General features: G+C 67.0%; 11 protein-coding genes and 1 pseudogene. 4 read left to right on the plus strand and 8 right to left on the minus strand.

The genetic code is table 11. The features are described from left to right. Nucleotides 1–56: 56 nt before the first annotated feature. The 4 genes and pseudogenes from IE107_RS35950 to dnaB form a co-directional block, all read right to left on the minus strand. Nucleotides 57–611, minus strand: a pseudogene (locus tag IE107_RS35950) (P-loop NTPase family protein); the annotation flags it as partial. Then, the gene (locus tag IE107_RS24995; protein ID WP_189546459.1) at nucleotides 608–2,737 is read right to left on the minus strand and encodes a TnsB C-terminal domain-containing protein; all 2,130 of its coding nucleotides are present in this window, start codon (nucleotides 2,735–2,737) and stop codon (nucleotides 608–610) included. The pseudogene IE107_RS35950 and the gene IE107_RS24995, both read right to left, overlap by 4 nt. Beyond that, complete coding sequence (locus IE107_RS25000) at nucleotides 2,734–3,468, minus strand: TnsA-like heteromeric transposase endonuclease subunit (protein ID WP_229867227.1); 735 nt, start codon at nucleotides 3,466–3,468, stop codon at nucleotides 2,734–2,736. Before IE107_RS25000 ends, IE107_RS24995 begins: the two co-directional genes overlap by 4 nt. A 203-nt stretch (nucleotides 3,469–3,671) precedes the next feature. Further along, nucleotides 3,672–5,132 carry a replicative DNA helicase gene (gene dnaB / locus IE107_RS25005; RefSeq protein WP_189546479.1) on the minus strand — a complete coding sequence of 487 codons (1,461 nt, stop codon included), beginning with the start codon at nucleotides 5,130–5,132 and terminating at the stop codon, nucleotides 3,672–3,674. A 478-nt stretch (nucleotides 5,133–5,610) separates the two neighbouring features. Here dnaB and IE107_RS25010 point away from each other — a divergent pair, with 478 nt between their 5' ends. After that, the gene (locus IE107_RS25010; protein ID WP_189546460.1) at nucleotides 5,611–6,948 is read left to right on the plus strand and encodes an MATE family efflux transporter; all 1,338 of its coding nucleotides are present in this window, start codon (nucleotides 5,611–5,613) and stop codon (nucleotides 6,946–6,948) included. A 167-nt stretch (nucleotides 6,949–7,115) separates the two neighbouring features. Here the strand turns inward: IE107_RS25010 and rplI are convergent, their stop codons facing one another. From rplI to rpsF, 4 genes are all read right to left on the minus strand, one after another. Then, a complete protein-coding gene (rplI, locus tag IE107_RS25015; protein ID WP_189546461.1) occupies nucleotides 7,116–7,562 on the minus strand; it encodes a 50S ribosomal protein L9 in 447 nt (148 codons plus the stop codon). An 18-nt stretch (nucleotides 7,563–7,580) separates the two neighbouring features. Next, entirely contained in the window at nucleotides 7,581–7,817 is a 237-nt protein-coding gene (gene rpsR, locus IE107_RS25020; RefSeq protein WP_003967857.1) for a 30S ribosomal protein S18, read from the minus strand. Between the two features lie 43 nt (nucleotides 7,818–7,860). Further along, nucleotides 7,861–8,451 (minus strand): single-stranded DNA-binding protein, encoded by a 591-nt coding sequence (locus IE107_RS25025; protein ID WP_189546462.1) that lies wholly within the window; start codon nucleotides 8,449–8,451, stop codon nucleotides 7,861–7,863. Nucleotides 8,452–8,525: 74 nt separating this feature from the next. Next, entirely contained in the window at nucleotides 8,526–8,816 is a 291-nt protein-coding gene (gene rpsF / locus IE107_RS25030; RefSeq protein ID WP_072487610.1) for a 30S ribosomal protein S6, read from the minus strand. A gap of 279 nt (nucleotides 8,817–9,095) precedes the next feature. Between rpsF and IE107_RS25035 the strand changes: the two genes are divergently transcribed. The 3 genes from IE107_RS25035 (at nucleotide 9,096) to IE107_RS25045 (ending at nucleotide 11,929) form a co-directional block, all read left to right on the plus strand. Next, the gene (locus tag IE107_RS25035; protein ID WP_189546463.1) at nucleotides 9,096–9,410 is read left to right on the plus strand and encodes a hypothetical protein; all 315 of its coding nucleotides are present in this window, start codon (nucleotides 9,096–9,098) and stop codon (nucleotides 9,408–9,410) included. 251 nt (nucleotides 9,411–9,661) lie between these two features. Beyond that, complete coding sequence (locus IE107_RS25040; protein WP_189546464.1) at nucleotides 9,662–10,780, plus strand: lipid II:glycine glycyltransferase FemX; 1,119 nt, start codon at nucleotides 9,662–9,664, stop codon at nucleotides 10,778–10,780. Nucleotides 10,781–10,897: 117 nt separating this feature from the next. Then, entirely contained in the window at nucleotides 10,898–11,929 is a 1,032-nt protein-coding gene (locus IE107_RS25045; protein WP_189546465.1) for an alanine racemase, read from the plus strand. The last annotated feature ends 73 nt before the right edge of the window (nucleotides 11,930–12,002 follow it).

Raw genomic sequence — 12,002 nt, forward strand, 5'->3', positions numbered from 1 at the left:
TGCCGCTCTTCTGCCCCCATTTCAAAAAAATGCAGATCGTCCAGAACCACCAGACGGACATCACAGGACAGCACGCAGTCCAGCACCCGCCGTCCGAACTGGGCGGTGGTCCCCCGCGTCTGTCCGGGGTGGCCGAAGAACTCCAGCATGGCCCGGTTGAGATCCTTCATTCCGGTATTCCCGGTCAGCCCGACCCGGCAGACGGGGATCCGCTCGTGCCCCTGGCTCGTGAACGCGCCCGACTCCTCGATCTCCCGCTGATGGAAGTCCCGGGCGAAGGCAAGCACCGAGGTCGTCTTGCCCAGCCCCGGGAACGCGTCGACGGCCACAGCCCCCTTGGCCTTGTCCCCGTCCTGCTCGTTACTGTCGACGATGTCCCATAGGTCTTCATGGAGCTCTGTCAGTTGCGGCGTCTTGAACGGGCCGATGTTTGCGTGCCACTGCCGGCGCTGACGGTCGTAGTCCGCCCGCGCCTGCGTGGGCAGGGACTTCAGCTGCTTTAGGGTCAGCAGGTCGGGCCGACTTCGGCGAGGGCTCTCGGCGAATGCCTTGAAGTCCTCCTTCCGCGACAAGGCAAGACTGCCTGGCTGCGGAACGCTGCCGTCGTTCACACGTCCTCCAGGGCATCGGCGTAGAAGTCGTCCTCCCCGGCGAGGTCCTCCAGATCGGCCTCGTCGTCATCCCCGGTCTCCGTCACCACGTCGGGCTCCCGCAGTTCCGCGTTCTGCTCGTCCTGGCCGAGGGCCTTGCGTACGGATGGAAGCGAGACGACCGTCTCCTCCTCGCTCGTCGGAAGCTCGATACCGGCCTGCTCGCGCGAGAGCCGCAGGGCCATGCGCCGCTCAGCAATCGTGGTGCCCAGCCCAAGATTCCACCGCTCCAACAAATCAGCGACGGCAAGCCGGTCGTCGGGAAAGCGATACTTCGAGGCGGCCAGCTGCCGGGCGAATGTCAACGCGTCCTCACTCAGCGGCATCTCGGCCGACGGTGCGTGCTCCCAGGTCAGGGTGTGCCATTCGCGGGTTGTGGGGTTACGGAAGTAGATCTTGGTGATGTCGTCGGGGTCCACTTGGAACGGCCAGCCGTTCTTGACTGGACTGTCGTAGGGGCTGCGGATGCCCGGCTCGGGCAGGCCGGGGCCGCTGTAGCGGCGGCGGCCGATCTCGACACCGTAGTGCTGGACCGTGCGCCACTTCGTCTGCAGGAACTCAAAGGCCAGGTCCCGGTCGCGGGGTGCTTCGATGTAGCCCGCCCGGGCCATGCCGTGCTCGAACATCTTCGCCGGGGACATCCGCAGTCCCGGCAGGCCCGGATCGACCAGGCTGGAGTGCGGCTTGCAGTGATAGACCGCCGCTGTCCACTCCCGGATAATTGCCTCAAGCTCGTCGAGGAAGAAGAACGCGTCGTCCTCCGGGCGCTCGCCCCGCGAGTGGATGTCGGGCCCCTTGTAGCCGGGCAGCACCTGCAGCAACCCCTCCCGCAGGGTCCGGAAATAACGCTCCACCGGCCCCTTGTCCCGGCCCGTCCGCAGGCGGGCTGGCTGGATGGAGATACCCATCCGGCGGCAGACGCTGGTCAGATGTTCCGAGACGTAGACCTTGCCGTGGTCGACGACCAGCGTCTCGGGGACCAGAGGAGGCGAGGCCAGGCCCGGCCCGGTGGCGGCCTCGACGTCGACCAGGACAGTGCGGGGGATGCCGTGCTCGGGCCAGACCGCGTGCCGCGGCCAGTCCCGCCCCGCCGGCCTCGGCCGAAACGACTGGAACAGCACCGCGCTGACATCCACCGCCTTCGTCGAGACCGGCGTCAGCCGGATCCCCGTAATGCAGCGGGTGTACCAGTCCATCCCGACACTCAATTCGGCCTGAACCCACTTGAGCGTCAGCGGGTCGAACGCGAAGACGTCCAGGCGGGTGGAGTCCATCAGCAGGTACTCGCCCGGCCGCGTCGGCCGCAGCTTGCCGTACTGACCCTCCGGCCGACCGGCGATATCCCTGTTCCGCTTTGTACTCAACCGGAACAGGGGGTGTCGCCGCTCCAGCTCAGTGAGTACCCGGTAGGCCGTGGCTTGGCTGGGCTGGGGTACGACGTCAGGACCGAACCGCGCGATCACCCGGGCCTGAGTCCGGTCTATGACGATCTTGCGTGATGGCTTCGACTCTCCAGTGTGCTCGACCATGACTTCCAGCGCGGTCTGCACCCATCGGTCGTCGGCCCTGCCGAAGGACCGTGCCTGGGAACTTGCCCGCTGGGCCAGGCCGGCCTCACCATGCCGGCGATAGTCGGCGACCCACCGTCGAATGGTGCGATCGGTGACTCCGAGTTCAGCGGCTTTCGCCGCATAGCGTGCATCCAGCGACAGCGTCGGCGTGTACGGAGCTCGCGGTTCGCCCTCACGCGCAAGTTCGGTGCTGCCGGACCGATATCCCGTGAGGAGTTCCCGAATGTGCTCGGCCCGCTCCAGGATCTGGCGTCTGCCCTCCTCATCCAACTGCCCCAGTACCACCGAGGCGATCTCCTCGGCGTCGTCCGAGGACGGTCCCGTCTCCTTGGGGATGAGGGTGGCCCGGTCGGAGAAGAGCAGTTCCCGCAAGGACAGACGCAGGAGCCTGCCCTGGCCGTCCTTGAGGACGACCTCGTTGCCGGCCGTGGTGGCGGCCATCTCGACCACCTCGACGGCCTCCCCGTCGTAGCGGAAGTGTGTACCGACGCCGATCCGCGCTCCAGCCCTGGTCACGCCGTCCTCCTGAGCACATGCGCCGGGCTGAACGGCCGGTCGAGATCCACCGCAAGCTCGTGTGTCCACAGCAAGTGATAGACCGCAGCCCGGACTTGTTCCTCCGGGTGAGCGGGCAAGCTGGCTGCCGCGCGACACAGAGAGACTCCGTCGAGCTCAGCGCCTCGGAGCTCGTCGACGAGCCCACGATCGAACAGCCAATCTCTGCGGAAGCCCGACAGGAAGCGGACGTTCTCCAGCTCCACCGCAGGTGGCTCGCTCCAGACCTCGTACTTCCACCCACGGACTTCCACCACTTCACGGGTCCAGCCGAAAGTGAAGGACACCTCCGGCTTGGATAACCGGTGCAGTGGCTTCACGTCCACGACCACGGGCCCCTCGTCGGTGACCAGGAGGTAGTCCGGGATGTGCTTGCGCATAGCCCCGTCCACCTCGGCTTTGAGCAGAAATGGCTGGGCCACGACACGCCGTACAGACGGATCGAAATCAGCGAAGAGGAGCCGCGCGAGTTCGAGCCGCGACTCGTAGATGACGTGGTCGCGCATTGTGGAGGACCAGTACGTGCCCGAGTAATGCCGCTGGCCCCTGTACCAGCGGAAGGTCCGCCAGGGTGCCGCCGCCGCGAGCCCGTCGATCGGCGACGTAACCCAATCCCGGTTCTCGACCAGGATGCCGTTCGCGCCCCGCAGACTCACCGTGATCGATGCCGCGACATTCAGCCCTGCGGCCATGAGTCACCCCCGGATCGTCGGCAGCCTTCTCGTGAGCGCTACGTTCGCATCCGCGTGAAACTCCCATGCCAGACCGGGGGCGTTGTCACCTGAACGGGTGATGGCAGTGGCCAGCAATTCTCAATCCCGTGTCAGATCGGCCAGTCAGATGACATTGCGACTGAGAAAATGACACGAGATTTGAGAACCTACATGGCTGGCGGTCAGGTCTGTGCCATGTCGACGAAGCGCGAGTAGTGGCCCTGGAAGGCCACCGTGATCGTTGCAGTCGGACCGTTACGGTGCTTGGCCACGATCAGGTCGGCCTCACCGGCGCGGGGGGACTCCTTCTCGTACGCGTCCTCGCGGTGCAGCAGGATCACCATGTCGGCGTCCTGCTCGATGGATCCGGATTCACGCAGGTCGGAGACCATCGGCTTCTTGTCCGTGCGCTGCTCGGGACCACGGTTCAGCTGGGAGAGCGCGATGACCGGGAGCTGAAGCTCCTTCGCCAGCAGCTTGAGGTTTCGGGACATGTCCGAGACTTCCTGCTGGCGGCTCTCGGCACGCTTCGAGCCACCGGACTGCATCAGCTGCAGATAGTCGATGACCACGAGCTTGAGGTCGTTGCGCTGCTTGAGACGGCGGCACTTCGCCCGGATCTCCATCATGGAGAGGTTCGGGGAGTCGTCGATGTAGAGCGGGGCGGCCGATACATCCGGCATCCGGCGGGCCAGCCGCGTCCAGTCCTCGTCGGTCATGGTGCCGGAGCGCATGTGGTGCAGTGCCACCCGCGCCTCGGCGGAGAGCAGACGCATCGCGATCTCGTTGCGCCCCATTTCGAGGGAGAAGATCACGCTGGGCAGGTTGCTCTTGATCGAACAGGCCCGGGCGAAGTCGAGGGCCAGCGTGGACTTACCCATGGCGGGACGGGCCGCGATGACGACCATCTGGCCCGGGTGCAGGCCGTTCGTCAGAGCGTCGAGGTCCGTGAAGCCGGTCGGCACCCCGGTCATTTCGCCGCTGCGCGAACCGATCGCCTCGATCTCGTCGAGCGCACCCTCCATGATGTCGCCGAGCGGCAGGTAGTCCTCGCTGGTGCGCTGCTCGGTGACGGCGTAGATCTCGGCCTGTGCAGAGTTCACGATGTCGTCGACATCGCCGTCGGCCGCGTATCCCATCTGCGTGATCTTCGTGCCGGCTTCGACGAGCCGCCTCAGGACCGCCCGCTCGTGGACGATCTCCGCGTAGTACGAAGCGTTGGCCGCGGTGGGCACGGACTGGACGAGGGTGTGCAGATACGGCGCCCCGCCCACCTTGGTGATCTCGCCCCGCTTGACCAGCTCGGCCGCCACCGTGATCGGGTCGGCCGGCTCGCCCTTGGCGTAGAGGTCGAGGATCGCCTGGTAGACGGTCTCGTGCGCGGGACGGTAGAAGTCGTGGCCCTTGATGATCTCCACGACATCGGCGATGGCGTCCTTGGACAGGAGCATGCCGCCGAGTACCGACTGCTCGGCATCGAGGTCTTGGGGCGGTACCCGCTCGAAACCAGGAGAGCCCCCGTCCCATCCATCGCTCTCCCCGCCGCGGTCGCGCCGCTCGCCGCGATCCCGGCCTTCACCGCGACGCTGCCGGGAGACGGGCAGACGGTCACTGGGACCGGTCTCGGCCCAGGGGTCGTCCAAAGGCTCGGGAATGCTCACCGGGCCACCTCCCTCCCGTCCGCTCCGCGGACCTCACCGTGCCACTCTTTCTTACGGCACAGCACCGACAAACAAGACGCCCGACTCCGGTTCCGGCGCGTCGAGTTCTGCGTGGTTCCAAGACCGGAACGGGGTGCGGGCGCCGGTCCACGGTAGGCCGCCCGGCACCGTCAGCCAATCTGGTTATCCACAGGGCATGTGGACGACCGACCAGATGCTGTGGAGAACTCTGCAGAACCTGTGCACGGAGCGGGGGACAGCACTGTGGACAAACTCATAACACCCACACCCCCACTGTGCTGACCTGGCATTTTCCCATCCACGGGCTGTGGGGGAGAAAAACTTTCCGAGCCAGCCCAAGATCACGGAAAACGGCACACGGGAGAACGCCGAGCCTCAACAAATGTAAGGACTACTGAGCCATTGCATCCATTACCTGTGGAAGATTAGATTGACCCCCATGATCCAGGCCCCGGCATCACCGCCGCCCAGTCGTCGACGGCACGACCGCGAGATCATCTCGCTCGCCGTCCCTGCCTTCGGCGCACTCGTCGCCGAGCCGCTCTTCGTGATGGTCGACAGCGCCATCGTCGGCCATCTCGGCACCCCTCAACTGGCCGGCCTGGCCGTCGCCGCCGCCCTGCTGACCACCGCCGTCAGCATCTTCGTCTTCCTCGCGTACGCCACCACCGCGGCGGTGGCACGACGGGTCGGTGCGGGCGATCTGGCCTCCGCGATCCGGCAAGGCATGGACGGCATCTGGCTGGCGCTCCTGTTGGGCGTCGTCGTCATCGCCGTCACTCTTCCCACGGCACCCTGGCTGGTGGACGTCTTCGGCGCCTCCGACACAGCGGCCCCCTATGCGACCACATATCTGAGGATCTCCAGCCTCGGCATCCCGGCCATGCTCGTGGTGATGGCCGCGACCGGTGTCCTCCGCGGCCTGCAGGACACCAGGACCCCGCTGTACGTCGCCGTCGGAGGCTTCGCGGCCAACGGGGCCCTCAACGCGGGACTGGTCTACGGTGCCGGGTTCGGTATCGCCGGATCGGCCTGGGGCACCGTGATCGCACAGGTCTCAATGGCCGCCGCCTATCTGATCGTGGTGGTACGAGGAGCACGACGGCACGGTGCCTCACTGCGCCCCGATGCCGCGGGGATCAGGGCCAGCGCCCAGGCAGGCGTTCCACTGCTGGTCCGCACGCTGTCGCTGCGCGCCGTCCTGCTGATCGCCACGGCCGTCGCCGCCCGCCTCGGCGACACCGAGATAGCCGCGCACCAGATCATCCTCTCCCTCTGGAGCCTGATGGCCTTCGCTCTCGATGCCATCGCCATCGCCGGCCAGGCGATCATCGGCCGCTACCTGGGAGCCGATGACGCGCAGGGCGCACGCGAGGCGTGCCGCCGCATGGTGCAGTGGGGCATCGTTTCCGGAGTGGTGTTCGGGGCACTGATCGTCCTCGCCCGCCCGCTGTTCGTGCCCTTGTTCACCGGCGACCGCTCCGTGCAGGACACGCTTCTCCCGGCGCTGCTGGTGGTCGCACTGTCCCAGCCGATCGCCGGCGTGGTCTTCGTTCTGGACGGAGTGCTGATGGGTGCCGGCGACGGGCCGTACCTGGCCTGGGCCATGCTCGTCACGCTGGCGGTCTTCGCCCCGGTCGCCCTCCTGGTGCCGGTGATCGGTGGCGGCCTGACAACGCTGTGGTGGGCGATGACCCTGATGATGGCCGTTCGCCTGGTGACACTCTGGCTGCGTACCCGCTCCGGCAAGTGGATCGTCACCGGAGCCACCCGCTGAGCCACCGGCCGCTTCCCCGTTTCACGTGAAACCGTGAAGCGGGGAAGCGGGGAAGCGGGGAAGCAGGGGACCGCGCAACTCGGCCAGGATCGGATCGCGCCGCTCGGAACGACGAAGGGCCGCACCCCACGGGTGCGGCCCTTCAGCTGCTCAGGTGAGCTGTGCCCTTAGGCAGCAACGACCTCGATGCCGAGGTTCGCAGCGACCTCGGGGTGCAGACGCACGGACACCTGGTGTCCGCCGAGCGTCTTGATCGGCGAACCGAGCTCGACGCGACGCTTGTCGACATCGGGGCCACCGGCAGCCTTGATCGCCGAGGCGATGTCGGCCGGGGTCACGGAGCCGAAGAGACGGCCGGCGTCGCCGGAGCGAACGGCCAGACGGACCTTCACGGCCTCGAGCTTGGTCTTGATCTCGTTGGCCTGCTCGATCGTGGCGATCTCGTGGATCTTGCGGGCGCGGCGGATCTGCGCCACGTCCTTCTCGCCGCCCTTGGTCCAGCGGATGGCAAAGCCACGCGGAACCAGGTAGTTACGGGCGTACCCGTCCTTGACCTCGACGACGTCGCCCGCAGCACCGAGGCCGGAGACCTCGTGGGTGAGGATGATCTTCATGATTCGGTCACCCTTCCCTTATCGCGCGGTGGACGTGTAGGGCAGCAGCGCCATCTCACGGCTGTTCTTGACTGCCGTGGCGACGTCACGCTGGTGCTGCGTGCAGTTGCCGGTCACGCGGCGGGCACGGATCTTGCCGCGGTCGGAAATGAACTTCCGCAGCATGTTCGTGTCCTTGTAGTCCACGTACTGGGTCTTGTCCTTGCAGAACGCGCAGACCTTCTTCTTAGGCTTGCGCACAGGCGGCTTCGCCATGGTGTTTCTCCTGTGTGATCAAGAAGTGGGGGTGCGAGCTGCCCTAGAAGGGCGGCTCGTCCGAGTAGCCGCCGCCGGAGCCACCGGAGCTTCCGCCCCAGCCGCCCTGCTGGCCCCCGCCCTGCTGACCGCCGGACGGCGCACTCGTGGCCCACGGGTCGTCGGCGGGAGCGCCGCCACCACCCTGCTGGCCACCACCGGGACCGCCGCCCCAGTTGCCGCCGCCCTGCTGGCCGCCGCCGTATCCACCCTGGCCGCCCTGGCCGCGACCGGTGGTCTTGGTGACCTTGGCCGTGGCGTTCTTCAGGCTGGGGCCGACTTCCTCGACATCCAGCTCGTAGACCGTGCGCTTGACGCCCTCGCGGTCTTCGTACGACCGCTGCTTCAGCCGGCCCTGCACGACGACGCGCATGCCTCGCTGGAGCGACTCGGCGACGTTCTCCGCCGCCTGCCGCCAGACCGAGCAGGTGAGGAACAGGCCTTCGCCGTCCTTCCACTCATTGGTCTGCCGGTCGAAGATGCGGGGAGTGGACGCGACACGGAACTTCGCGACCGCCGCACCGGACGGGGTGAAGCGCAGCTCGGGGTCGTCGACGAGATTGCCGACGACCGTGATGACGGTCTCGCCTGCCATGGGTGAACCTCTCGGCGGGGATTGCTTCTGGCTGCTTGCTGCTACTCGAACCCGATGACCACTGAGCTAGATGCTCAGTGGGACTCGGGACGGAGGACCTTGGTCCGGAGGACCGACTCGTTCAGGTTCATCTGGCGGTCGAGCTCCTTGACGACCGCAGGCTCGGCCTGCAGGTCGATGACCGAGTAGATGCCCTCGGGCTTCTTCTTGATCTCGTAAGCGAGACGACGACGGCCCCAGGTGTCGACCTTCTCGACCTTTCCGTTGCCCTCACGGACGACGGAGAGGAAGTTCTCGATCAGCGGGGAGACAGCGCGCTCCTCGAGATCGGGGTCGAGGATGACCATCACCTCGTAGTGACGCATGTGGAACCCACCTCCTTTGGACTCAGCGGCCACGGTCGTTCCGTGGCAGGAGGGTCGTGATGCGTGAGCATCGGTGTCTTCGATTAGAACAGCCGCCACTGACAACACCCTCCTTCGAGAGGGGGGCCGAGGTGCTGGTCCGGGCAGACACCGGTGCAGACCGTACAGAGTACCCGCACACCGGCTTCCGGTTGAAATCCGGTGCTCAGGAGACGCAATCTGGACACATCGGGTGTGACCGGCGCCACCACGCGCCCCATTTCGGCCAGGAGGTACTCCATGGCACAAGCAACACGACCCCGTCCCCCCGTTTCCCTTCTCGCCACGGACGGCAAGCCCCATCCGCTCCAGGAGACCCTGGTGGCGGTGACGCTGATCCTCGGTGCGCTGGCCTTCGTGACCGCGATGTTCCACAACCTGCATCTGATCAGCTCGTGGGCCGGACTCATCGGGATCCTCACGGGTGGGTACGGGCAGTACATCTCGGTGACCACGCGCGAACGGTTCCCGCTGATCATCGGCATGGGTGCAGCCGCCATCGGCTTCTTCCTGGGCATGGCCCACGGCGGCCTCTTCGGCGGCGTGGTGGGCTGACGCACGACAGACAAGAGGTGATCCACGTCCGGCAGGACGGAAAGCTGGACGGACAGCCGGAGGACGGCGCGAGGAGCCACTCGGGGCCTCGCGCCGTTCCCCGTGCAAGGGCCCGGAAACCCGGGTCGCGGCGGTGGCCGAGCGGCAAGGTCCCATAGGGCCAGACGGCGTGCTCGTCGGTCACAGTAGGCTTCGGCGCGAGAGCCGGAGCCCCTGACCGATGGGGACACACCTGCCGAGGAGCGCCCCGCATGAGCCTGACCCTGAGGACCATCAGCCGAGAGCAGCATCTGGCGTACATCCAGAGTCTGCCTGCGGCGAGTCACATGCAGGTCCCGGCCTGGGCGGACGTGAAGGCGGAGTGGCGCTCGGAGAGCCTCGGCTGGTTCGACAAGGGCGGACAGCTCGTCGGCGCCGGGCTGGTGCTCTACCGGCAACTTCCCAAGATCAAGCGGTACCTCGCCTATCTGCCGGAGGGTCCGGTCATCAACTGGTTCGCCCCGAACCTGGACGACTGGCTGCGGCCGATGCTGGCGCATCTCAAGCAGCAGGGCGCCTTCTCCGTGAAGATGGGCCCGCCGGTCATCATCCGTCGCTGGGACGCGGCCGCCATCAAGTCGGGCATCCAGGACCCGGAAGTGAAGCGTCTGCGCGACGTCGAGGCCACCCACATCGAGCCGCGGGCCTTCGAAGTGGCGGACCGGCTACGGAAGATGGGCTGGCAGCAGGGTGAGGACGGCGGCGCCGGCTTCGGTGACGTGCAGCCCCGCTACGTCTTCCAGGTGCCGCTGGCGAACCGTTCACTCGAAGACGTCCACAAGGGCTTCAACCAGCTGTGGCGACGCAACATCAAGAAGGCCGAGAAGGCCGGCGTCGAGGTCGTCCAGGGCAGCTATGCCGAGCTCGACGAATGGCAGCGGCTGTACGAGATCACGGCGGAGCGCGACCACTTCCGGCCGCGTCCGCTGGGCTACTTCCAGCGCATGTGGACGGCCCTCAACACAGAGGACCCCAACCGGATGCGGCTGTACTTCGCCCGCCACGAGGGCGAGAACGTCGCGGCCGCGACCATGCTGATCGTCGGCGGGCACGTCTGGTACTCGTACGGCGCGTCCGCCAACCACAAGCGCGAGGTCCGGCCCTCGAACGCGATGCAGTGGCGGATGCTGCGCGACGCGTACGCCATGGGGGCCACCGTCTACGACCTGCGCGGCATCTCCGACTCGCTGGACGAGACCGACCATCTTTTCGGTCTGATCCAGTTCAAGGTCGGCACCGGCGGGCAGGCGGCCGAGTACCTCGGCGAGTGGGACTTCCCGCTCAACAAGCTGCTGCACAAGGCGCTGGACATCTACATGTCGCGCCGCTGATACGCGTCGTCCGAAACGCGTCGTCCCGGTGACGAAACCGGCTTCATTGGTTTCAATGGGGACTTCGGCTCCACACACCTCCCACACAGCAGCCACCAGAAGGGTTCCGGACCGGCCATGGCGCTCTCCCTCTACGTCGACACCGCGCGCTGGCGGGCGCACCAGAAATCCGTCCTCGACCAGTTCCCCGGCCTCGTCCCGGTCTGCAAGGGCAACGGATACGGCTTCGGCCACGAGCGGCTGGCCGACGAGGCCATCCGCTTCGGCTCCGACATGCTCGCCGTCGGAACCACCTACGAGGCGGCCCGCATCAAGGACTGGTTCAGCGGCGATCTCCTGGTGCTCACCCCGTTCCGCCGGGGCGAGGAGCCGGTGCCGCTGCCCGACCGGGTCATCCGGTCCGTGTCCTCCGTGGACGGCGTGCACGCCCTGGTGGGCGCCCGGGTCGTCATCGAGTGCATGAGCTCGATGAAGCGCCACGGCGTCAAGGAGGAGGAGCTCGGTCAGCTGCACGCCGCCATCGAGGACGTACGGCTCGAAGGCTTCGCCCTGCACCTCCCACTGGACCGCACGGACGGCTCGGACGCGGTCGAGGAGGTCATCGGCTGGATGGACCGGCTGCGCGCGGCCCGGCTGCCGCTGCACACCATGTTCGTCAGCCATCTGCGCGCCGAGGAGCTGGGACGGCTCCAGCAGCAGTTCCCGCAGACCCGTTTCCGCGCCCGTATCGGGACCCGCCTGTGGCTCGGCGACCACGAGGCGACGGAGTACCGGGGCGCCGTCCTGGACGTCACGCGGGTGGTCAAGGGCGACCGCTTCGGCTACCGCCAGCAGAAGGCCACCTCGGACGGCTGGCTGGTGGTCGTCGCCGGCGGTACGTCGCACGGCGTGGGCCTGGAGGCCCCGAAGGCCCTGCACGGTGTGATGCCGCGTGCCAAGGGGGTCGCCCGCGCGGGCCTGGCCACCGTCAACCGCAACCTGTCGCCGTTCGTCTGGGCGGGCAAGCAGCGCTGGTTCGCCGAGCCGCCGCACATGCAGGTGTCGATCCTGTTCGTCCCGTCGGACGCCCAGGAGCCGAAGGTCGGCGACGAGCTGGTGGCCCATCTGCGCCACACGACCACCCAGTTCGACCGCCTCGTCGACCACTAGTGTCCTGAGTCTTAAATTTCCATATAGTTGGGTCATGACGCGCCCGGGACCGAAGCTTGCGCCGCTGGATCTG

Origin of the sequence: Streptomyces gelaticus (genome assembly GCF_014649535.1) — a bacterium.
GTDB lineage: Bacteria > Actinomycetota > Actinomycetes > Streptomycetales > Streptomycetaceae > Streptomyces > Streptomyces gelaticus.